This is a genomic window from uncultured Nocardioides sp., assembly GCF_947488025.1.
GTDB lineage: Bacteria > Actinomycetota > Actinomycetes > Propionibacteriales > Nocardioidaceae > Nocardioides.
In genome coordinates, this window is record NZ_CANKYS010000005.1 from 233273 (window position 1) to 254519 (window position 21247).

Consider the following 21247-nt stretch of genomic DNA (forward strand, 5'->3'; position numbering starts at 1 on the left):
GCGGGTCAGCCCCAGACGGCCTTGGCGCCCGAGTCCCCGGCCAGGTAGACCGTCACGAGCAGCGCGACCGCGCCGACCGCCAGCAGCACCGCGACCGGGACGCCGAAGCGCGTCTCCCGCGCGCCCCTGCCGGACGCCAGCGCCGAGACCCCGCCCAGTGCCCACGCTGCGAGCGCGGACACCGCGGCGTAGCCCAGCGCCACGTTGCGGAGCATCTCCCCCGCCTCCTCGTGGTCCTCCACGATCGGGGCGAGCTCGGGGCGTGCTGCCAGCAGGTCCTCACCGGCTGCGACGGCGACGAGAGCGGTGACGGCGGTGACCACGGCGAGCACGACGAGGGGCCACCGCAGCAGCCAGCGCCACCGCGGGACGGCCGCGTAGACCAGGCCGGTCAGCGCTGCGAGCGGCCCGAGGACGACGACTGCGTGCACGACGAGGGGGTGCAGCGGCACACCGTTGAGCTCCATGCGTGCAATGTAGGGCGCGATGCTGGGAATAGCCTGTGGACATGCCCATCACCGGCTCGGCCCGATCCGACGACCACACCGACGACCTGAGGCTGGCCCACGTCCTGGCCGACGACGCGGACTCGCTGACCCAGGCCCGCTTCAAGGCGCTCGACCTGCACGTCATGAGCAAGCCCGACCTCACGCCGGTGACCGACGCCGACAAGGCCGTCGAGGAGGGCATCCGCCGGACGCTGTCGCGGGTCCGCTCCCGCGACGCGGTCGTCGGTGAGGAGCAGGGCACGACCGGGCACAGCCAGCGCCGGTGGATCGTGGACCCGATCGACGGCACCAAGAACTACGTGCGCGGCGTGCCGGTCTGGGCGACCCTCATCGCGCTCGCCATCGACGACGAGGTGGTGCTCGGCGTGGTGTCAGCGCCGCAGCTGCAGCGCCGGTGGTGGGCCTCGACGGGCAACGGCGCGTGGACGGGCCGCTCCCTGCTGAAGGCCACCAGGTGCGAGGTGTCCGACGTACGACGTCTCGAGGACGCGTCGCTGAGCTATTCGTCGCTGTCCGGGTGGGACGAGCGCGACCGCCTCGACGACTTCGTGTCGCTGTCACGTCGCTGCTGGCGCACCCGCGCGTACGGCGATTTCTGGTCCTACATGCTGCTCGCCGAGGGCGCGGTCGACCTCGCCGCCGAGCCCGAGCTCGAGCTCTACGACATGGCGGCCCTCGATGTCATCGTCCGCGAGGCCGGCGGCCGGTTCACCTCCCTCGACGGCACCGACGGGCCCTGGGGCGGCAACGCGCTGGCCTCCAACGGCCACCTGCACGACGCCGCCCTGTCCTTCCTGGGCGCCACGCACGACGACGGCACCGACCCCGACGTGCCGCGGCGCGGGCCCGGATCGGTCAGCAGCCTGCGCGCGCGGCAGGCGCCGCCGGTGCTGGACTGAGACCGCTCACCGAGGCGAGCCGTTCGGGCCTGTCCCTCGCAGTCCGGCTTGGCTACGGTGGCTCTCACCAGTTCTGCGGGACGAGAGGGCGGACACCATGAAGATCCAGGACGTCATCAGGGGCAAGGCCAGCCAGGCGGTCGTGACCATCGACCCGGGGGCCACGGTGCGCGAGCTGGTCGCGCTCCTGGCCGAGCACAACGTCGGCGCGCTGGTGGTGAGCGAGGACGGCGAGCGGGTCGCCGGGATCGTCAGCGAGCGCGACGTCGTACGCCGCCTGCACGAGGACACCGCGGTCCTCGACAGCCCCGTCAGCTCGATCATGACCGTCGACGTGCGCACGTGCGCCGGCGACGACGGCCTCACCGACCTCATGCACACGATGACCGAGCACCGCATCCGGCACGTCCCGGTGGTGGCCGACGGACGACTGACCGGCATCATCTCCATCGGTGACGTGGTCAAGAACCGCATCGGCGAGCTCGAGTTCGAGCGCGACCAGCTCGACCACTACGTGCACCAGACCTGACCGGCAACAACCTGCAACCAGCAGCAACTGATCGGAGAACCACGTGAGCGAGAAGCCTGACGTCGACCCCCACATGGGCGACGTGCCCGCCGACCTCGAGGTCACCGACCTCGTCGAGGGAGACGGTGCCGAGGCCACGTCCGGCTCCACCGTCTCGGTCCACTACGTCGGCGTGGCCCACTCCTCGGGCGAGGAGTTCGACGCGTCCTACAACCGGGGCACGCCGCTGCAGTTCCGCCTCGGCATCGGCCAGGTCATCTCCGGCTGGGACACCGGCGTGCAGGGCATGAAGGTCGGCGGCCGTCGCCGGCTCGTCATCCCGCCCCACCTCGGCTACGGCGACCGTGGCGCGGGCGGTGTCATCAAGCCGGGCGAGACGCTGATCTTCGTGGTGGACCTGCTCGAGGTCCGCTGACCCCTGCTGACGATCACTGCGCCTGGGCGTCGTGGACCAGGATCGCGACCTGCACCCGGTTCTCGACGCCCAGCTTGGTGAACAGCCTCCCGACGTGCGTCTTCACCGTCGGGACGCCCATGTAGAGCTCGGCCGCGATGTCGGCGTTGCTCAGCCCGCGCGCGACCGCGTCGGCCACGTCGCGCTCGCGCTCGGTGAGGACGTCGAGGGCCGCGCGTGCCGACCGCGCCCGGTCCTGCCCGCCGGCGTCGCTGTCCGCGCGGGTGACGGCGGCGATCAGCTGGGCCGTGACGCTGGGTGACAGCATCGGCTGTCCGGCCGCCACCGTGCGGATCGCCTCGACGAGGCGGGCCGGCGGGGTGTCCTTCAGCAGGAAGCCCGCCGCACCGATGCGCAGCGCGCGCAGCACCATGTCGTCGGTGTCGAAGGTCGTCAGCACGATCACCTTGAGGCCGGGGTCGGCGGCCAGCAGCTCCTCCGTCGCGCTGAGCCCGTCGCGCACCGGCATCCGGATGTCCATGAGCACCACGTCGGCGTCGGACGCCGGCACCACGCGCAGGGCCTCCTCGCCGTCGGCGGCCTCGGCGACGACCCTCAGCCCGGAGTCACCGCCGAGCATCATCCGCAGCGCGGCGCGCACCATCGGGTCGTCGTCGACGACGGCGAGCCGGACCGTGCCCCCGTCGCTCGCACCCGTCACGTGGTCCACGGTATCCACGCCCGTACGGCGTAGCCGCCTCCCGGGTCGGTGCCGTGACTGATCCGGCCACCCGCCAGGGCCGCGCGCTCGGCCAGGCCCAGCAGGCCCAGGCCCGACGCCGGGAGGGACGGCGGTGCTGCCGGACCGACCGGGGCCGCGTTGCGCACCCCGATGACGAGTCCGTCGTCGGGCGACCCGGCCACGTCCACCGTCACCGCGGTGCCGGGCGCGTGCTTGCGCACGTTGGTGAGGGCCTCCTGCACGATCCGGTACGCCGTCCGGCCGGTGCCGGCGGGCACGTCGTCCTCGACGCGGTTGGACAGGCGTACGCGCATTCCGCCGGCCTGCTCCTCCGCCACCAGCGACGCCACGTCGTCGAGGCCGGGCTGGGGCCGCTCGGGGACGGCGCCGGTCGGCTGCGCCGGGTCCCGGAGCACGCCGAGCACCGCCCGCAGGTCGGAGAGGGCCCGGTGCGCGTTGTCCTCGATCGACTTCGCGGCACTCCCCCGCTCCTCCTCGCTCAGGTCGGTGCGGTAGCCGAGGGCGCCGGCGTGCATCGCCACCAGCGAGATGCGGTGGGCCAGCACGTCGTGCATCTCGCGGGCGATGCGCGTGCGTTCGGCCGCCTGCGCCTGGGCCACGCGGGCGCGCTGCTCGCGCTCGGCGGTCAGGGCGCGCTCGCGATAGGAGTCGACCAGGTCACGCTGGGATCCCATCGCGTAGCCGGTGGCGACCAGGATGCCCACGACCAGGCAGCCGAAGGCCGTGGACGCCCACAGGGGCAGGGCGTCCTCGGTGATGCCCACGCGCTCCTGCACGATCCCGGCGAGCACGTTGAGCGGCGCCACGACGGCCAGCAGCCGCCAGCGTCGGTGGGAGGCGACCGAGCCGATGATCCACGAGCCCGGGCCGGCGCTCGACGCAGAGACGAACGAGAACGCCCCCAGCAGGCCAGCGACGAGCGCGGGCCGGCGGTGCCGCCAGCGGATCAGCACGAACGACAGCAGGCCGAGCAGCGGGTCGCCCACCAGGAACCACATCACGACCGGCTCCGGCGGGCGCTCGGCGGCGCTCACCAGCGGGATGCCCCAGACGGTGAGGCTGATCAGGGCAGCCAGTCCGTAGCGCCAGGTCGCCGCGAGCCGGCCCGTCCCCCCCATGGCACCGACCCTAGGCGCACCGTCGACACGGCCGCGTCCGACCAAGGTGTCGTCCCGGGGCGGACGCCGATACCGAGGTCGGACCCCGCCGACCCCTCCGCCCGATGTCCCGGCACCGGCAGCGCGACGAGGCTGGAGCCATGATCACAGTCGAGAACCTCACCAAGCGCTACGGCGGGTTCACCGCCGTCGACGACATCTCCTTCGAGGTCCGCCCCGGCAGCGTCGTCGGCTTCCTCGGGCCCAACGGCGCCGGCAAGTCCACCGCGATGCGGATGATGACCGGCCTCACGCCGCCCACGTCCGGCCGCGCCACCATCCTCGGCCAGCCCTACCGCGACCTCCACAACCCCGGCCGCCAGGTCGGCGTGATGCTCGACGCCTCCGCGCAGCACCCCGGCCGCACCGGCCGCGAGGTGCTGCGCGTCGCCGCCGTCTCGATCGGCGTCACCAAGGCGCGCGTCGAGGAGGCGCTCGCGCTCGTCGGCCTGACCGACGAGGAGGCCGGACGCCGGGTCCGCAACTACTCCCTCGGCATGCGCCAGCGCCTCGGCATCGCCGCCGCGCTGCTCGGCGAGCCGCAGGTCCTCGTCCTCGACGAGCCCGCCAACGGCCTCGACCCGCAGGGCATCCACTGGATGCGCGGGCTGCTGCGGCGCTTCGCCGACGGCGGCGGCACCGTGCTGCTGTCGAGCCACCTGCTCCACGAGGTGCAGATCGTCGCCGACGACCTCGTGATGATCGGCCGCGGCCGGATCGTGGCGATGGGCTCCAAGGAGGAGCTCCTCAGCCGCGGCGGCACCGCGGTGTCCTCCACCGACGACGGGCGCCTCGCGCAGCTGCTGCAGGCCGCCGACGTACCCGTCACCCGGACCGGCTCCGGACTGGTCGTCGAGGCCGAGCCGCGCGTGGTCGGCGAGATCGCCGCCCGCGAGTCCGTCGTCCTCCTCGAGCTGCGCTCCGGCGGCTCGGAGGGCCTGGAGGAGATGTTCCTCGGCCTCACGGCCGCCACCTCTCGTGAAGGAGACGCAGCATGAGCTCGACCACCACCCCCAGCACCGCACCCGCCGTCGGCGGCACCACCGGCTCCGCCGGCACGCCCACCGCCCTCCCCGGTCGTCCGGGAGTGCCCTTCGCGCGCACCCTGCAGGCCGAGGTGCGCAAGATGGTGGACACCCGAGCCGGACGCTGGATGGTCATCGTGATGGCCGCGCTGACCGTCCTCATCCTGGCCGCGTTCGTCCTCTGGGGCCCCGCGGAGGACGCGTCGTTCGGCAACCTGCTGCAGGTCTCGACGTTGCCGCTGGCGATGCTGCTGCCCGTCATCGGCATCATGGCCGCCACGGCCGAGTGGACCCAGCGCACCGGGCTCGTCACCTTCACGCTCGAGCCGCGCCGCGGTCGGGTCGTGCTCGCCAAGGCGCTGGGCGCCCTGGCGCTCGGCCTCGTCGTGATGGCCGTCGCCTTCGCCGCCGCCGCGCTCGCCAACCTGGCCGGCAACGGCGCGTGGGACCTCGAGGTCGCTGCTGGTGCCGGGCTCGTCCTGGCGCTGCTGATCTACGTCCTGCAGGGCGTCGCGTTCGGCCTGCTGTTCCTCAACACGCCGGTCGCGATCGTCACCGTGCTGGTCCTGCCGACCGCCTGGACGATCGTCACGCAGGTCTTCAGCTCGCTCTCCGACGTCGGGCAGTGGCTCGACCTCGACTCCGTCACGCGTCCGCTGTTCGACGGCGAGATGGCGGGCCAGGACTGGGCCCAGCTCGGCACCGGCGTCGGCGTCTGGGTGCTGCTGCCCTTGGCGATCGGCACGTGGCGGGTGCTCACACGTGAGGTGAAGTAACCGGGGGGTCTTCACCTCATCCGGTCGCCCCACTCACCAGGGGACGTCGATCTCGATCTCCCCGGTGGCGACCCGGGCCGCCAGCCCGCCCAGCGTGACCACGTCACCAGGTGCGAGCTGGCGGCCTCGCCGCGTCTCGACCTCTCCGTTGACCTGCACCGCCCCGTCGGCGATGACGGGCTTGGCCTCCGCGCCGCTCTCGACGAGGTTGGCGAGCTTGAGGAACTGGCCCAGCCGGATGGACTCGTCGCGGATGGGGACGTCGACGGGCTCGCTGGTGGGTGACATGTCTCTAGGGTAGGTGTCCGTGAGCATCAGAAGCCTCCTCCTCGCCGCGGCGACGCTCTGCCTGGTGGCGCCCCTGCTGGCCGCCACCACGCCCACCGGTCCGGCGTACGCACGTCCGGCCGCGGCGGCCGTCAAGTCCGGCTGCCAGGCCCAGGCCGGGTTCGAGGCGTGCTTCACCTCCCCGCTCGCCGTCCCGCGCGACCCGACGGTGCTCGACCGGGCGAGCCACCTCTTCGACACCGCCGGCCCCGGCGACACGATCCGGGTCGCGATGTTCCGCTGGGACATCAAGGAGCCCACCGACGCCCTCCTCGCCGCCCAGCGCCGCGGCGCCACGGTGTTCCTCGTCGGCGATGACGACCTGCGCCTCAACCGGCACGGGCGCCGCCTCATCTCGACCCTCGAGGAGCAGGACCCCGCACGACGCAACGTGACGATCTGCCAGGGCGCCTGCCTGCCGTGGCGCGCGCCCGGTCCCTACCCGGACAGCCAGGACGTGCAGCACCTGAAGTTCTACGCCACCGAGATCGGCGGCGTGCAGTCGTTCATGACGTCCTCGGCCAACCTCGAGGACCGCCAGTACCGCCAGTACAACTCGTACATCAAGATCGACGACCCCGGGCTCTACGCCTTCGGCGTGGCCTACTTCTCCCGCCTGGAGGCCGAGAGCCTGAGGGTCGACGGCGAGCGCTGGGACGACCGGCGCAAGGTCTGGAAGAGCGGCTCGTTGACCGCGGCCGTCTATCCCAACCGCAGCGACCTGCTGCTCTCCACGCTCAAGGACATCTCCTGCACGCGCGGCGCCCGGGACGTCTCGGCGATGTTCGCGGTCATCCAGCGCGCCGACGTGCGCGCCCAGCTGGCCCGGCTCTCCGAGCGCGGCTGCCGGGTGCGGATCGTCACCTCGCGCGACACGGTCGAGAACTGGGTGCAGCGGTCGCTGCCCAGCGGCGACATCCCGGACCGTCAGGTCCGCACCGTCCTCACCCACGACAAGATGCTGGTGGTGCACGCGAAGTTCCGCGGCAAGGTGACCGACCTCGTCCTCACCGGCACGTCCAACACGACGTGCGGCGGCCTGCTCTACAACGACGAGGTCATGCTCCGCGTGGTGGGCAACCGCTGGCTGCACGACCAGTACCGCGCGCACTTCGACGACGCGTACGCCCGCGCGCACCAGAGCCGGTCGCGGATCATGCCCGTGATGAAGCCCTGCCGGCGCTGACCCGCCGGGCGGTCAGTGCACCAGCAGGCTGAAGGCGTGGATGAGCACGCCGACCAGGCCGCCGACGATCGTGCCGTTGATCCGGATGAACTGCAGGTCACGGCCGACGTGCAGCTCGATGCGACGCGCGGCCTCCTTGCCGTCCCAGCGCTCGATGGTGTGGGTGATCACGGTGGTGACCTCGGCGCCGTAGCGCTCGACCGCGAAGACGGTGAGGTCGGCGGCGACCCGGTCGAGGCGCTCGCGCAGGGCGGCGTCGTCGCGCAGCCGCTCGGCGAAGGTGCTGAGCTCGACCAGGAGGCGGTGCCGGACGGCACCCTCCGGGTCGCGGATCGAGCTGAGGAGCGCGGAGCGCATCGCCTTCCACAGCGAGATCGCGGTGGTCACGACCTGCGGGTGCTCGAGCAGCCGCTCCTTGAGCGCCTCGGTGCGGCGGACCGTCTCCTCGTCGTTGAGCAGGTCGTGGGCGAGCTGGCCCAGCATCGAGTCGAGCGCCTCGCGGGCGCGGTGGTGCGGGTCGTCGCGGATGTCCTCGAGCCACGCCAGGGCCTGCACGTGCAGCCGTGAGGTGACCGCGTCGTTGAGCTTGGGCGGCGCCCACCACGGCGCCCGCTCCTCGAGCACCCGGGTGAAGGTCTCCGGGTTGTCGCGCACCCAGCTGTGCAGCTCGTCGACGGCGAGGTCGACCAGCCCGTGGTGCAGGTCGTCGCGCAGCACCTCCATCAGCGTCGTGCCCAGCAGCGGCGAGATCGGCTCCTCGCGGAAGCGCGGCACCAGGGCGTGGCTGACCAGGTCGGCGATGTGGTCGTCGCGGACCTTGCCGAGCGCGATCACGGCCACCTCGGCCGCCTCGTCGACCACCCGGCGGGCATGGGCCGGCTCCTCCAGCCACGCGCCCACCCGCGCCGAGATCGTCGCCGCCGCCACGCGCTCGCGGATGATGTCCTCCTGGAGGAAGTTCTCCCCGACGAACTCCTCGAGCCCCTTGCCGAGCTCGTCCTTGCGCTTCGGCACGAGCGCGGTGTGCGGGATGGGCAGCCCGAGCGGGTGCTTGAAGAGCGCCGTCACGGCGAACCAGTCCGCGATCGCACCGACCATCGACGCCTCGGCGCCCGCGTTGACGAAGCCCCAGAAGCCGTCGCGGCCCAGCGTGGCGGCGTACACGCAGGCCGCGAGCAGCAGCAGTCCCACGGCGACCGTGCGCATCCGGCGCAGGCCGCGGCGACGGGCCTCGTCGGCGCCCGGGTCGGGCGTGATGAGGGAGATCGGGGGCGGGCTCGGTGGCGGGCTCGTCGAGGAGCGCTGAGGCGAGGTGGCGGAGGTGGCGGCCATGGCAGCATCCTCCCCCACCACCCGTGACGACCCGCGTGCCAGAATGCCGCGCATGCCTCGCACCGTGATCACCTTCGGCACGTTCGACGTCTTCCACGTCGGGCACCTGCGCGTCCTCGAGCGCGCCGCCGAGCTGGGTGACCGGCTCGTCGTCGGCGTCTCCGCCGACGCCCTCAACGAGCGCAAGAAGGGCCGCGCCCCCATCTTCAGCCAGCGCGAGCGGCTCGCGATCGTCGGCGCGCTCAAGGTCGTCGACGCCGTCTTCGTCGAGGAGAGCCTCGAGCAGAAGCGCGACTACGTCCTCGAGCACGGCGCCGACGTGCTCGTGATGGGCGACGACTGGGCCGGCAAGTTCGACGAGCTCGGCGACGTCTGCGACGTCGTCTACCTGGCCCGCACCCCGGCGATCTCCACCACCGCGATCATCGAGCACATCGCCGATCTGTGATCGTGGCCCGGCAGGGTCGCCGGGTTAGGGTCGTGCGGACATGACCTACACGAGGGGAACCATGCGCAGACTCGTCACCACCGCCGTGGCCATCGCACTGGTGGGCGGGGCGCTCGGCGCCCCGGCCGTCGCCGCCGCCAACGACCGCCCGGGCGCGCCCGGCTCCTTCCCGGGAGCGGCCGGGGTCCTCGACCCCGCCGACCTGCTCGAGCTCACGCCCGAGCCGGCGCTGCCGCTGCTCGAGGAGCAGGCCGAGCCGACGGCCACCGAGAGCCTGACGACGGCGCGCCGCGTCCTCGCCGGCGACGCCCTGCCGAGCGACCCGTCCGCGACGCTGGTGCTGCGCGACCTGTGGATGAAGCGGTCCCAGCTCCGCGGGGCCGAGCGGCGCCAGGCCGATGCCCTCCTCGCCCGCCCCACCGACGGCGTGACCGACGAGCAGGGGTTCGGCTACACCGTGGCCGAGGCGCCGCCGGTGTGCAACACGCGCCTGTGCGTGCACTACGTGCCGACCGGCACCGACGCCCCGCCGTCGCCGGACTGGCCGGCGACCAACCTCGCGGTCATGGACTCGGTGTGGACGACGATGGTCGACGCCATGGGCTACCGCGCGCCGGTGCGCGACGGCGCCCGCGGCGGCAGCCCGCTCTTCGACGTCTACCTCAAGGACCTCGGCGGCGACCTCTACGGCTTCTGCGCCGGTGAGGACAAGGCCAAGAAGCGCACCGCCTCCGGCTACTGCGTGCTCGACAACGACTTCGCAGCCGCGCAGTTCCCCAACGGCACCCCCAACGACAACCTCGTCGTGACCGCGGGGCACGAGTTCTTCCACGCCGTCCAGTACGCCTACGACTACGCCGAGGACCCGTGGATGATGGAGTCCACGGCCACCTGGATGGAGGAGCGGATCGCGACCACGGTCAACGACAACCGCCAGTACCTCCCGGTCAGCCAGATCTACGCCCCCAACATCCCGCTCGACGCCTTCAGCCGCACCAACGGCTTCCAGTACGGCAACTGGGTCTTCTGGGAGTACCTCACCTCGCGCTACGGCAACGGCCTGGTGCTGAAGACGTGGAAGCAGGCCGGCACCCTCAAGAAGGACGGCGGCAGGAGCAGCCTCCCCGCGCTGCAGAAGGTGCTCAAGCGCAAGGGTGGCTTCCACAAGAACTACGCCCAGTTCGCCGCCGGCAACCTCACCCCGGCCGCCAACTTCCCGGAGGGTGCGGAGTACCCCGGTCCCAAGGTCCGCGGCGCCAAGCTGCTGAGCAAGCGCAAGCGCGCCAAGCGCTTCGGCACGAAGGTCAACCACCTGGCCTCCGCCTCCTACGTCTACGGCCCCGGCAAGGGCCTCGGCGGCAAGAAGTGGAAGCTCAAGGTGATGGTCAAGGGCCCCGTCAAGCGCACCTCGCCGGCCGCGGTGGTGGTCGTCCACCGCCTCGACGGCAAGCGCAAGGTCAAGATGGTCAAGCTCAACCGCCGCGGCGACGGACACGTCAAGGTGCCCTTCAGCGGCCGCAAGGTCGGCGCCGTCTCGGTGACGCTGGTCAACGGCTCGACCCGCTACAAGTGCGGCCGCGACACGCTGCTCGCGTGCGGCGGCACGCCGCTCGACGACCGGATGCGGTTCGCCGTCAAGGGTCGCGTCGTCAAGCGGTGACGATCAGGAGCTGATCCGCAGCAGGGCGTGGAGCGCGGCGACGCACTCCGCGACCAGCTGTGACAACGTGACCGGGCGTTCACCGGGCGGTACTGCCGCCCAGGTGAGCGCCCGGTCCTCCGTGTACGCCCACCACGCGCGTACGACGTCGCGCCGGGCCTCCGGCACGTCGAGCGCCACCATCACGCGCTCCGTGCTGCCGTCGCGGACCGAGTCCATCACCTCGCTGACCCTCGGGTCGGCGACACCGTGGCCGTGGACGAGCGCGAGGTAGAAGCCGCGACGGCGCTCGATCTGCTCGATCATCAGCCGCGTGGTCATCTCGACCTGCTCCTCCCCCGGCGCGTCCTCGTCGGGCGCGGTGGTGCGCAGGATGCGCCGACCGGCCGCGGCGATGCAGGCGAGGTAGAAGTCGGTCTTGGTCGGGAAGTAGTGGAACAGCAGCCCGCGGGAGATGCCGGCCTCCGTGGCGATGTCGTCCATCGACAGGTCCTGGATCGGCGTCTCGACGATCTTGGCGAGACCGATGGCGACGAGCTGGCGTCGGCGCTCGTCCGCGCTCAGCCGGCGACGTACGCCCTCGGTGGGAGCGGTCGCGGCGGCGTCGGACATGCTGTTGAGCATTGCTCAACAGTGTGCGAAGGTCAACGTCATGGACTTCTCCCTCTCCCCGCGCGCCGCCGACCTCCGCGACCGCGTGCGCGCGTTCGTGGCCGACGAGATCGAGCCGATCGAGGCCGAGGCGCACCAGCGGATCACCCGCCTGCGCGAGTCCGGCGGCGACAGCTGGACGCCCCACCCCGTGATCGGCGAGCTGCAGGCGAAGGCGCGGGCGCAGGGCCTGTGGAACCTCTTCCTCCCCGCCGCGCACGCCGGGCGCTACGCCGCCGACTTCGGCACCGACGGCGGCGAGGGCCTCAGCAACGTCGACTACGCCCCGGTGGCCGAGGCGATGGGCCGCTCGTTCCTGGCGCCCCTGGTCTTCAACTCCAACGCCCCCGACACCGGCAACATGGAGGTGCTGCTGAAGTACGGCACCGACGAGCAGCGCGAGCAGTGGCTCGAACCGCTGCTCCGGGGCGAGATCCGCAGCGCCTTCTGCATGACCGAGCCGGCCGTCGCGTCCTCCGACGCGACCAACATGGCCGCCACGGCGGAGGTCGACGGCGACGAGATCGTGATCAACGGCCGCAAGTGGTGGTCGACCGGCGTCGGCAACCCCGACTGCAAGATCTTCGTCTTCATGGGCCTCTCCGACCCCGACGCCGACCGGCACTCGCGCCACACGATGGTGCTCGTGCCGCGCGACGCCGAGGGCCTGCGGGTCGAGCGGATGCTGACCACGATGGGCTACTACGACGAGCCGCTGGGCCACGGCGAGGTGTCCTTCGACAACGTACGGGTGCCGGCTGCCAACGTCCTGCTCGGCCCGGGGCGCGCGTTCGAGATCGCCCAGGGCCGCCTCGGTCCCGGCCGGGTCCACCACTGCATGCGGGCGATCGGGCTCGCCGAGCGCGCCCTCGAGCTGGCGTGCGCCCGCGCGGTGTCGCGCACCGCCTTCGGCAAGCCGATCGCCAACCTCGGCGGCAACCGCGAGCGCATCGCCGACGCGCGCATCGCGATCAACCGCTCCCGGCTGCTGGTCATGCACGCCGCGTGGCTGCTCGACCAGGGAATGAGCCGGGAGGCCTACTCCGCGGTGAGCGAGATCAAGGTGGAGGTGCCCACCATGGCCCTCGACGTGATCGACATGGCGATCCAGCTCCACGGTGGCGCCGGCATGTCCGACGACTTCCCCCTGGCCGCCGCCTGGGTGGGGGCGCGGACGCTGCGCCTGGCCGACGGCCCGGACGAGGTGCACCGCAACGTCATCGCCAAGATCGAGCTCGGGAAGCACACCGCATGAGGCGCGTCCTGGTCACCGGTGCTGCCTCCGGCCTCGGCGCGGCGCTGGTCGCGGCGTTCCGCGCACGCGGCGACGAGGTGCTCGCCACCGACCGCGTCGCCACCTCCTCCGTCGAGGGCGGCATCGACCTCGTCCTCGACATCACCTCCGACGACGACTGGGCCGCGGCCGTCGACGCCGTGCGCGATCGCTGGGGCGGCCTCGACGTGCTGGTCAACAACGCCGGCGTCGCCGGCGGTGGACGGGTGGACCGCTGCACGCTCGAGGAGTGGCAGTGGATCACCGAGATCAACCTCTTCGGCCTGGTCCGCGGCACCCAGGCGTTCGTCCCGATTCTCAAGGAGCAGGGCTCCGGGCACCTGGTCAACGTCGCCTCGCTCGCCGGCCTCGTCCACCCGGGCGGCATGGGCTCCTACAACGCCACGAAGGCCGCGGTGGTGGCGTTCACCGAGACGTGCGGCCACGAGCTGGCGTCGTACGGCATCCGGGCGAGCGTGGTCTGCCCCTCCTACTTCCGCACCAACCTGATGGACTCCATGCAGGGCAGCGACGAGGTCGTCGGGCGCGTGGTCGGCGGGCTGGTGGAGCGCTCGCAGGTCAGCGCCGCGGACATCGCCGCCGCCGTGCTGGCCGGCATCGACGCCGGTGAGGACGTCATCGTCCCCGACGAGGCGGCGCGACAGGCCTACTTCCTCAAGTGGGCCGACCGGCCGGCCTACGACGCGGTGATGCGCGACCAGGCGGCCAAGCTGCAGGCAGCGGACCCGGGAGCTGCCTCGTGACCGCCGTGCCGGGCGCACGGGAGGTGCGCGAGGAGGACGCCTTCGACGTCACGCGGGTGGCCGTCTGGCTCCGGGCCCACGCCTCCACCCCCGAGGGGCTCGACGGCGAGCCGGAGGTCCGGCAGTTCACCGGCGGCGCGTCCAACCTCACCTACCTGCTGCGCTACCCCTCGGGCCGCGACCTCATCGTGCGGCGCGCCCCGGCGGGCACCAAGGCCAGGGGCGCGCACGACATGCGCCGCGAGCACACCATCCAGTCGGCGCTCGCGCCGGTCTTCGACCACGTGGCGACGATGGTCGCGTTCTGCGACGACCCCGACGTCATCGGCGGCGACTTCTACGCGATGGACCGCATCCCCGGCGTGATCCCGCGCAGCGAGTGGCCCGCTGACGTGCCGCTCTCCCCCGAGCAGGCGCGCGAGCTGTGCCTCCACGCCGTCGACGTGCTCGCCGAGCTGCACGGCATCGACCCCGAGGCGGCCGGGCTGGCCGACCTCGGCAAGGGCGCGGGCTACGTCCACCGCCAGGTCGAGGGCTGGTCGACGCGCTACCGCAACGCCCGCACCGACGACGTACCCGACCTCGAGGCGGTGATGGCCTGGCTCGACGCCCACCAGCCCGACGACGTGGCGACCTGCGTGATCCACAACGACTTCAAGCTCGACAACCTCGTGCTCGACAGCGACGACGTGACGCGCGTCGTGGGCGTGCTCGACTGGGAGATGGCCACCCTGGGCGACCCGCTGATGGACCTCGCCGGGTCGATGGCCTACTGGGTGCAGGCCGACGACACCGAGGAGTTCCAGATGATGCGGCGGGTGCCCACACACCTGCCCGGGATGCTGACCCGCGACGAGTTCGTGGCCGCGTACGCCGAGCGCACCGGCCGGTCGGTGACGCTCGAGCAGTGGCGCTTCTACGAGGTGTTCGGGCTCTTCCGGATGGCGGTGATCGCCCAGCAGATCTACTACCGCTACTTCCACGGGCAGACGACCAACGAGATGTACGCCCTCTTCGGACCGGCTGTTCAGATCATCGGCCGCCGGCTCGACGGGCTCATCGCGTGAGCCGCATCCTGCTGGTGCGGCACGGCCAGGCCTCGTTCGGCGCCGCGGACTACGACGACCTCTCCCCGACCGGCCACGAGCAGTCGCGGGTGCTCGGCGCGGCCCTGGCCGCCCGCGGGGTGGTGCCCGACCTCGTCGTGGCGGGCGAGATGAAGCGCCATGCCCAGACCGCCGCCGGCGTGCTCGACGGCGCGCGGTGGTCGGCGTCCGTCGACGTCGACCCCGGCTGGAACGAGTTCGACCACCTGCAGGTGCTGGCCGTCCACGACCAGCCGACCACGGTGGAGGGCGAGTCGGAGAAGGCCGCGTTCCAGCGGTGGTTCGAGGAGGCGACGCAGCGCTGGACGTCGGGACGGCACGACGAGTCCTACGACGAGTCCTTCGCCGCCTTCACCGCCCGCGTCGGGGTCGCCCTGACCCGGCTCGCCGACGCGCTCCCCCGCAGCGGCACGGCCGTCGTGCTCACCAGCGGCGGACCCGTGGCGTGGGCGGCTGCGTCGTTGCTCGCCGACACCGACCCTGCACGCACCGACCTGTGGCTGCGGCTCAACCCGGTCTCGATCAACACCGGGACCTCGACCCTCGTGTGCGGCTCGCGCGGCACGACGCTCGTCACCTTCAACGCCGCCGACCACCTGTCCCCCGAGCTCATCACCTACCGCTAGCCCCACCCCAGGAGACTCCCCATGCCGACGACCCTCATCACCGGCGCCAGCAGCGGCCTCGGCGCCGAGATGGCCCGCCAGCTCGCCGCCCGCGGTCACGACCTGGCGCTGTGCGCACGTCGTACGGACCGCCTCGTCGAGCTCGCCACCGAGATCACCACCGCCCACCCCGACCGCCGCGTCGTGGTGAAGGCGCTCGACGTCACCGACCACGACGCCGTCTTCCGCGTCTTCGAGGAGTTCCGCGACGAGCTCGGCGGCCTCGACCGCGTCGTCGTCAACGCCGGCCTCGGCAAGGGCCAGCCGCTCGGCACCGGCCGCTTCGACGCCAACCGCGAGACCGCGGAGACGAACTTCATCGGCGCGCTCGCGCAGACCGAGGCCGCCGCCGCGATCTTCCGCGCGCAGGACGCGGGGCACCTCGTGATGGTCTCCTCCTTCTCCGCGCTGCGCGGGATGCCGAAGAACATCACGACGTACGCCGCCACCAAGGCCGCAGTCGCCCACCTCGCCGAGGGCTTCCGCGCCGACGTGCACGGCACGCCGATCAAGGTCACCGTGCTCTACCCGGGCTACATCGTCTCCGAGATGTCCGGCACCTCGGCGAGGACGCCGCTCATGGCCTCGACCGAGAAGGGCGTGCACGCCATGGTCGAGGCGATGGAGAAGGAGAAGAAGTCCGCCCTCGTGCCGGCGTGGCCGTGGGTGTCGCTGGGGTTCGTCATCAAGCGCGTGCCGGCGGGGTTGCTGCGCCGGATGAGCTGACCCTCGTCAGGACCCTCGAGCGTCGACGACCTCGCCGTTGCGCGGCAGGTGGCCGTCGAAGGTGATGGCCACCGCGGACGCCCGCGAGGGGTCCGGACCATCCATGGCCTGGAGGTGGACGTGGGGCTCGGTGCTGTTGCCGGAGTTGCCGCACCGCCCGAGCTCCTCCCCCACCTGCAGCCTCTGTCCGGGCCGCACACCGATGCTGCCGCGCAGCAGGTGGCAGACCGCGACCACGGTGCCGTCGCCGGTCTCGATCATCACGTGGTTGCCCGCCAGCGCCGCCCAGCCCGCTGCCAGCCGCCGGCGCTGGGTGAGGGCGTACCGGACCGACGGCAGCCCCCGGTACGCGCCGTGGTCGGGCTCCTCGTCGTGGACGGCGACGACCGCGCCCTCCACGGGTGCGAGGACGGGGCGCCCGAAGCCCGGGAACCGCTCGGGCGGCTCGGGACGCAGGAGCGAGCCGAGCGTGATCGGCGCCGTGCGCCCCGCCTCGTCCACCGGGACGAAGTCGATCGCGTACGCCGTGGCCAGCAGCGTCGTGCCGTGGCTGGGCACGCGACTGCCCGGACTGTTCTGCGTCAGCCAGCGGCCCTCGAACGGGTACGCCAGGTCCACCGTCGGCTGCACCGGACCGCCTCCTCTCCGCGCCATGACCACACCCTGCTGCTTCTCACGCGCCCGCGCCACCGCCTCCGCCACCGCGGCTGAGCGACACTGACGAGGTGACCTCCCCTGACCTCGCGCGCCGCCTGCACGACGCCGGGCTCGCCTGGTCGCCGAGCAACGGCGACCTGTTCTGGCTGCCCGAACGCGACCTCGACGAGGCGGTCTTCCTCGTCAGCGACATGGTGGTCGAGGTGCGTGACGTGGCCTCGGGCCGCGTCCTGGCCTTCAACGGCACGACCGAGTGGGCCCTCGACGGCGTGGAGGAGCACGAGGCGGTGTGGCTGCCACGCCTCGACCAGCTGCTCGAGGTGCTCGGCGGGCACTTCCTCAGCCTCACCGCGCGCTCGGGCGGACACGTCGTACGCGTGCAGGTGGGGCAGCGCGAGGAGGAGCACGTCGACGTCGGGCCCGCCGACGCGGCCGCGCGCGCCGTGCTCAGCCTCCTGCAGGGCGGTCAGCAGGGGTGACGGGGTCGCGCCGACGGTGGAGGAACGGATGTCGCGTGCGGCATCATCGACATGTGGTCGTTCTCGTGCCGCGACAGATCCGGATGACCGGGATGACAGGCAGCGTGCCCTACTACGGCGGCCGCTTCACCCCGGCGCAGGCGTACGCCGCCTCGCACCCGTCGCCGCGGCGGGCCCCGCCACCCGTCCCACCACCGGCCGAGCAGCCGCCGGCGCGGCCCGCGCAGGACCCGGTGGAGGCCCTGCAGCACCTGCTCGACACCGGCGTGCTCACACAGGATGAGTTCGACGAGCTGCGGGAGCGGGTCGAACGGTGAGCGGGCCGGTCCAGGTCCTGGTGATCGGGTTCGAGGCGCCGTCGTTCTCGGGCGAGGTGCTGGCCGAGCTCACCCGGCTTCGCGAGCGTGGCGTCGTACGGCTGGTCGACGTCCTGCTCGTCGAGCGCGGCGACGACGGCACCTTCGAGATCCTCGATCCGCCGCCCGGCAGCGACCCCGACCTCGGGAACATCGCGGCACAGGTCCTCGGCGGAGGCGGTGAGGCCGACGGCGACGTGCCGGCGGGCGAGACCTGGTCGCTGGCGGACGCCGTGCCGCCGGGTGGGGTCGCCGCCGTCGCGCTCCTCGAGCACCTCTGGGCCGAACCGCTCCTGGCTGCGATCGGGCGCGCCGGAGGCCGTCCGCTCGGTGAGCTGTGGCTCCCAGCAGGTGAGCCGCCCGGGTGACAGGATGCCGGGGTGCGTGCCGTGGTCATCGATGCAGTCCGGGGCCGTCCTGCGGTCCGCGAGGTCCCCGACCCGACGTGCCCCGACGGCGGCGTGGTCGTGCAGGTGATGGCCACCGGGATGTGTCGGAGCGACTGGCACGCGTGGGCGGGGCATGACGACATCGCGTTCCCGCACGTGCCGGGTCACGAGCTGGCCGGCGTGGTGGTGGAGGTCGGCGCCGGGGTCGGCCGGTGGACCGTCGGCGACCGGGTGACCGTGCCGTTCGTCTGCGGGTGCGGTCGCTGCGAGTGGTGCCGGTCCGGGAACGCCCAGGTGTGCCCCGACCAGCAGCAGCCGGGTTTCACCCACTGGGGATCGTTCGCCGAGCACGTCGCCCTGCACGCCGCGGACGCCAACCTGATCGCCCTCCCGGAGTCACTCGACTTCGCGACCGCCGCCAGCCTCGGGTGCCGATTCGCGACGGCGTACCGCGCCCTCGTCGCACGCGCGCGCGTCACCGAGGGCGAGTGGGTGACCGTCCTCGGCGCCGGCGGCGCGGGACTCAGCGCGGTGATGATCGCCCGCGCCCTGGGCTGCCAGGTCGTCGCGGTGGACCGCAACCCCGACGCACTCGCCCTGGCCGCCGACCTCGGTGCGGACCACGTGCTGCTCGCCGACGGCGCGGACGTCCCGGCCGCGGTCACCGACCTCACCGGAGGCGGCAGCCACGTCGCCGTGGACGCCGTGGGCAGCGAGCAGACCTGCGCCGACGCGATCCTCAGCCTCCGGCGCCGCGGTCGCCACGTGCAGATCGGGCTGCTGCCGCCGGTCGACGGTCACCCGCGCGTGCCGATGGACCGCGTGATCGGGTGGGAGCTCGACGTGCTGGGCAGCCACGGGATGGCCGCGGCCGACTACCCCGACATGCTCGACCTCGTCGCACAGGGCCGGCTCCGGCCCGACCGGCTGGTCCGGCGCACCATCGGGCTCGCCGAGGCTGCGGACCTCCTCCCGACCTTCGACCGGGCGACCGGTGCCGGGATCACGCTGATCGACCCCCGTCGCTGACCTCGACACTCCACCAGACCCGTCGCGCGCAGCTACGATGGCGGACGGAGGAGGCGGCGATGGTCGATCCGTGGAGCGACATCCTCGGGGACTGTCGGGCGTTCGCCGCGCAGCAGCGCGACCGGCTGCTCACCCGCGGCATCGACATCGGCCCGTACCCGCTCAGCCACCTCGCGTTCCGCGTGCCCGAGTGGGACCAGTACGTCCACGTGCGCACCCTGCTCGAGCGCCACGCGCTCGCCAACCGGGAGAACGTCTGGAACGGGCGCCCGATCTCCCTGATCGTCCCTGCCGAGCCGCTCGAGGTGCTCGACGGCAAGCTCGTGCCGCTCATCGAGCTCATCCCTCCGGTGCACCAGCGCGTCTACCGGATGGGGTTGGAGCACCTCGGCGTCGTGGTCGGCGACGCGTTCGACTCGTTCGTCGCGACCCACAAGCCCGTCCTCACCGGACAGCAGTTCCAGGGCCCGGACAGCACGCCGGACCCCGTCTACGTCCTGTTCGAGGACTTCACGCACGCGAAGTTCTACCGGCTCTCGTTGCGGGCCTCCGTCGAGCCCCACTCCGGCCCCTTCGACGACGGCTTCCACCACGTCGACGGCTGGTCGCCCCAACGGGTCGTGACCGCGACCGGGCCCAATCCCCTGCCGCGGTGACAGGGACCTCCGCTTCCCGCGTCGTCCCGGCGGCCGGTTGACGCTCACCCCTGGGCGAACCGGTCGAGCTCCTTGCGCCACATCCGGGCGATGACGCCGTTCATCGTGTGGTGCAGCACGAACAGCGCGACCTTGTCCCGCCGGCGTACGGGATGGGTGCCCCACTCGACGTGGAGCCGGCTGCCGCCCGCTCCGTGCGGGGCGATGCGGATGAAGCCCTCGCCGGGGTCGCCGTGGTTGGTCTCGAGCTCGGTCCACCGGATCAGGCGGGGGTCGGACCAGTCGTAGCGGACGACGACCCAGTACGGCGATCGCGGCGACCCTTCCTTCGCCACGGCCCAGGTGTCGCCCTGCTCCCTGACCTCGTAGACCTTCGGGTCCAGCGTCTTCTTCCAGATCTCGAGCCTGCGGTCGGTGAAGTCGGTCATCGCCTCGAGCACCTGCTCGGGGGACGCCAGCGTGACGAGGTCGAAGTTCATCGCACCCGCGCGCGCTCCATGAGTTCAGGCTAAGGACGCTGATCCGTGGTGCGCAACCACTCCTGCGTGACGGCGGGGCACGGTCACCCGATCACTGGGCGGGAGCCGAGACGCATCACGAGCGACAACCTGGGAACGGGATGACAGCCATCCACGACCGAGGGGACGAGCCCATGACCAGCCCGGACGACCAGACAGCCAAGCCCGCATCCGAGGAGAGGCGAGCGACGCCGAACTCGTCCGGTCCGGAGGGAGCGGCAGGCGGCATGGGGTCCAGCAGCGAACGCGTCGGCCCCACCGGAAGGGGCCAGGTAGGGACCGACGGTCTTCGGGACACGAGCCGCCTCGAGACCCCGGAGGAGGCACCTCCGGAGCAGAGCTCCGGCGGTGAGGAGCCGCGGCCGGACGGCGTCGACCCCAAGGCGGGGTACCCCCGGTTGGACCCGCGGCACGAGGACAAGCCCTACCAACCCTGACTCGACACGTCCGGCTCGACGGGAGTGCTCCTGCCGCTAGCGTGGCCGCGTGCTCCCGCTCCCGACGTCGCGACTTCGCTTCCGGGAGATGACGGAGGCCGACCTGTCGGACATCGCCACCCTGGACATCGGCGGCTCGCGCGGCCCGGAGAGGTGGATCGCCTGGAACCGGCGCAACTACGACCAGCACGGGTTCGGGTTGTGGGTCGTCGAGACCCACGCGGGGCGCTTCGTCGGTGACTGCGGTCTCACCATGCAGGAGGTGGAGGGCGAGTGGTTCGTCGAAGCGGGTTGGCACGTTCGTCACGACCTGCGACGTCAGGGCTACGCAACGGAGGCAGCTCTCGCGGTGCGGGAAGCCGCCCGGGCGGCCGGGATCGAGCACCTGATCGCGATCATCCGCCCGGACAACCTGCCGTCGCAGCGGGTGGCGACGAAGATCGGGCTCGTTCGTGGACGCGAGGTCCACAAGCTCGGTGGACCGGCCCTGGTCTTCGGGGCCGACCTGCAGGCCTGACCGGGCCGAGCGATCGGCA

General features: G+C 72.4%; 27 protein-coding genes. 19 read left to right on the top strand and 8 right to left on the bottom strand.

The features are described 5' to 3' along the window. Positions 1-5: 5 nt before the first annotated feature. Entirely contained in the window at positions 6-467 is a 462-nt protein-coding gene (locus Q1B24_RS11230) for a DUF2231 domain-containing protein (RefSeq protein WP_299927963.1), read from the bottom strand. Between the two features lie 41 nt (positions 468-508). Here Q1B24_RS11230 and Q1B24_RS11235 point away from each other — a divergent pair, with 41 nt between their 5' ends. From Q1B24_RS11235 to Q1B24_RS11245, 3 genes are all read left to right on the top strand, one after another. Next, the gene (locus tag Q1B24_RS11235) at positions 509-1408 is read left to right on the top strand and encodes an inositol monophosphatase family protein (protein WP_299927966.1); all 900 of its coding nucleotides are present in this window, start codon (positions 509-511) and stop codon (positions 1406-1408) included. Between the two features lie 97 nt (positions 1409-1505). Then, a complete protein-coding gene (locus tag Q1B24_RS11240) occupies positions 1506-1937 on the top strand; it encodes a CBS domain-containing protein (protein WP_299927969.1) in 432 nt (143 codons plus the stop codon). Positions 1938-2010: 73 nt separating this feature from the next. Then, positions 2011-2352 (top strand): FKBP-type peptidyl-prolyl cis-trans isomerase, encoded by a 342-nt coding sequence (locus Q1B24_RS11245; RefSeq protein WP_268110693.1) that lies wholly within the window; start codon positions 2011-2013, stop codon positions 2350-2352. Positions 2353-2365: 13 nt separating this feature from the next. Here Q1B24_RS11245 and Q1B24_RS11250 read toward each other — a convergent pair whose 3' ends face one another. Both Q1B24_RS11250 and Q1B24_RS11255 read right to left on the bottom strand, forming a co-directional pair. Further along, on the bottom strand, positions 2366-3052 hold the full coding sequence (locus tag Q1B24_RS11250) for a response regulator transcription factor (protein ID WP_299927972.1): 687 nt from the start codon (positions 3050-3052) through the stop codon (positions 2366-2368). Next, on the bottom strand, positions 3049-4212 hold the full coding sequence (locus Q1B24_RS11255; protein ID WP_299927975.1) for a histidine kinase: 1164 nt from the start codon (positions 4210-4212) through the stop codon (positions 3049-3051). The genes Q1B24_RS11250 and Q1B24_RS11255 overlap by 4 nt, the downstream gene beginning before the upstream one ends. Before the next feature lie 140 nt (positions 4213-4352). Between Q1B24_RS11255 and Q1B24_RS11260 the strand changes: the two genes are divergently transcribed. Continuing rightward, positions 4353-5249, top strand: coding sequence for an ABC transporter ATP-binding protein (locus tag Q1B24_RS11260; RefSeq protein ID WP_299927978.1), 897 nt, complete (start codon positions 4353-4355; stop codon positions 5247-5249). Beyond that, complete coding sequence (locus Q1B24_RS11265) at positions 5246-6052, top strand: hypothetical protein (RefSeq protein ID WP_299927981.1); 807 nt, start codon at positions 5246-5248, stop codon at positions 6050-6052. The genes Q1B24_RS11260 and Q1B24_RS11265 overlap by 4 nt, the downstream gene beginning before the upstream one ends. A gap of 33 nt (positions 6053-6085) precedes the next feature. Here the strand turns inward: Q1B24_RS11265 and Q1B24_RS11270 are convergent, their stop codons facing one another. Beyond that, on the bottom strand, positions 6086-6340 hold the full coding sequence (locus Q1B24_RS11270; protein WP_299927984.1) for an RNA-binding S4 domain-containing protein: 255 nt from the start codon (positions 6338-6340) through the stop codon (positions 6086-6088). Positions 6341-6359: 19 nt separating this feature from the next. Between Q1B24_RS11270 and Q1B24_RS11275 the strand changes: the two genes are divergently transcribed. Beyond that, the gene (locus tag Q1B24_RS11275) at positions 6360-7565 is read left to right on the top strand and encodes a phospholipase D-like domain-containing protein (protein ID WP_299927988.1); all 1206 of its coding nucleotides are present in this window, start codon (positions 6360-6362) and stop codon (positions 7563-7565) included. Positions 7566-7577: 12 nt separating this feature from the next. Here the strand turns inward: Q1B24_RS11275 and Q1B24_RS11280 are convergent, their stop codons facing one another. Continuing rightward, on the bottom strand, positions 7578-8897 hold the full coding sequence (locus Q1B24_RS11280) for a DUF445 domain-containing protein (RefSeq protein WP_299927991.1): 1320 nt from the start codon (positions 8895-8897) through the stop codon (positions 7578-7580). A gap of 52 nt (positions 8898-8949) precedes the next feature. Between Q1B24_RS11280 and Q1B24_RS11285 the strand changes: the two genes are divergently transcribed. Both Q1B24_RS11285 and Q1B24_RS11290 read left to right on the top strand, forming a co-directional pair. Further along, positions 8950-9345 carry an adenylyltransferase/cytidyltransferase family protein gene (locus Q1B24_RS11285; RefSeq protein ID WP_299927993.1) on the top strand — a complete coding sequence of 132 codons (396 nt, stop codon included), beginning with the start codon at positions 8950-8952 and terminating at the stop codon, positions 9343-9345. A 61-nt stretch (positions 9346-9406) separates the two neighbouring features. Further along, on the top strand, positions 9407-11005 hold the full coding sequence (locus Q1B24_RS11290; RefSeq protein ID WP_299927996.1) for an MXAN_6640 family putative metalloprotease: 1599 nt from the start codon (positions 9407-9409) through the stop codon (positions 11003-11005). A gap of 3 nt (positions 11006-11008) precedes the next feature. Here the strand turns inward: Q1B24_RS11290 and Q1B24_RS11295 are convergent, their stop codons facing one another. After that, a complete protein-coding gene (locus Q1B24_RS11295; protein WP_299927999.1) occupies positions 11009-11629 on the bottom strand; it encodes a TetR/AcrR family transcriptional regulator in 621 nt (206 codons plus the stop codon). Between the two features lie 28 nt (positions 11630-11657). Between Q1B24_RS11295 and Q1B24_RS11300 the strand changes: the two genes are divergently transcribed. The 5 genes from Q1B24_RS11300 to Q1B24_RS11320 are packed head-to-tail and all read left to right on the top strand — an operon-like array spanning position 11658 to position 16190. Continuing rightward, positions 11658-12911, top strand: coding sequence for an acyl-CoA dehydrogenase family protein (locus Q1B24_RS11300; protein WP_299928002.1), 1254 nt, complete (start codon positions 11658-11660; stop codon positions 12909-12911). Continuing rightward, positions 12908-13693 (top strand): SDR family NAD(P)-dependent oxidoreductase, encoded by a 786-nt coding sequence (locus Q1B24_RS11305; protein ID WP_299928005.1) that lies wholly within the window; start codon positions 12908-12910, stop codon positions 13691-13693. Before Q1B24_RS11300 ends, Q1B24_RS11305 begins: the two co-directional genes overlap by 4 nt. After that, positions 13690-14760, top strand: coding sequence for a phosphotransferase family protein (locus Q1B24_RS11310; RefSeq protein ID WP_299928008.1), 1071 nt, complete (start codon positions 13690-13692; stop codon positions 14758-14760). The genes Q1B24_RS11305 and Q1B24_RS11310 overlap by 4 nt, the downstream gene beginning before the upstream one ends. Then, positions 14757-15425, top strand: coding sequence for a histidine phosphatase family protein (locus tag Q1B24_RS11315; RefSeq protein WP_299928010.1), 669 nt, complete (start codon positions 14757-14759; stop codon positions 15423-15425). Before Q1B24_RS11310 ends, Q1B24_RS11315 begins: the two co-directional genes overlap by 4 nt. 21 nt (positions 15426-15446) lie before the next feature. Beyond that, positions 15447-16190, top strand: coding sequence for an SDR family oxidoreductase (locus tag Q1B24_RS11320; RefSeq protein ID WP_299928013.1), 744 nt, complete (start codon positions 15447-15449; stop codon positions 16188-16190). Positions 16191-16196: 6 nt separating this feature from the next. Here Q1B24_RS11320 and Q1B24_RS11325 read toward each other — a convergent pair whose 3' ends face one another. Next, the gene (locus Q1B24_RS11325; protein ID WP_299928016.1) at positions 16197-16844 is read right to left on the bottom strand and encodes a M23 family metallopeptidase; all 648 of its coding nucleotides are present in this window, start codon (positions 16842-16844) and stop codon (positions 16197-16199) included. Between the two features lie 71 nt (positions 16845-16915). On the opposite strand from Q1B24_RS11325, the gene Q1B24_RS11330 reads away from it, so the two are divergent. From Q1B24_RS11330 to Q1B24_RS11350, 5 genes are read left to right on the top strand one after another with little or no spacing between them, the layout of a single operon-like run. Continuing rightward, positions 16916-17326, top strand: a complete 411-nt coding sequence (locus Q1B24_RS11330) for a pilus assembly protein CpaE (protein ID WP_299928019.1) — start codon at positions 16916-16918, stop codon at positions 17324-17326. A gap of 53 nt (positions 17327-17379) precedes the next feature. Next, on the top strand, positions 17380-17643 hold the full coding sequence (locus Q1B24_RS11335; protein WP_299928022.1) for a hypothetical protein: 264 nt from the start codon (positions 17380-17382) through the stop codon (positions 17641-17643). Further along, a complete protein-coding gene (locus Q1B24_RS11340) occupies positions 17640-18050 on the top strand; it encodes a DUF6325 family protein (RefSeq protein WP_299928025.1) in 411 nt (136 codons plus the stop codon). Before Q1B24_RS11335 ends, Q1B24_RS11340 begins: the two co-directional genes overlap by 4 nt. 12 nt (positions 18051-18062) lie before the next feature. After that, positions 18063-19100 carry a zinc-binding dehydrogenase gene (locus Q1B24_RS11345; RefSeq protein ID WP_299928028.1) on the top strand — a complete coding sequence of 346 codons (1038 nt, stop codon included), beginning with the start codon at positions 18063-18065 and terminating at the stop codon, positions 19098-19100. 59 nt (positions 19101-19159) lie between these two features. Next, positions 19160-19756, top strand: a complete 597-nt coding sequence (locus Q1B24_RS11350; protein ID WP_299928031.1) for a VOC family protein — start codon at positions 19160-19162, stop codon at positions 19754-19756. Between the two features lie 44 nt (positions 19757-19800). Here Q1B24_RS11350 and Q1B24_RS11355 read toward each other — a convergent pair whose 3' ends face one another. After that, a complete protein-coding gene (locus Q1B24_RS11355; protein ID WP_299928034.1) occupies positions 19801-20235 on the bottom strand; it encodes an SRPBCC family protein in 435 nt (144 codons plus the stop codon). Positions 20236-20760: 525 nt separating this feature from the next. Between Q1B24_RS11355 and Q1B24_RS11360 the strand changes: the two genes are divergently transcribed. Next, positions 20761-21228 (top strand): GNAT family N-acetyltransferase, encoded by a 468-nt coding sequence (locus tag Q1B24_RS11360; RefSeq protein ID WP_299928037.1) that lies wholly within the window; start codon positions 20761-20763, stop codon positions 21226-21228. Positions 21229-21247: the final 19 nt, after the last annotated feature.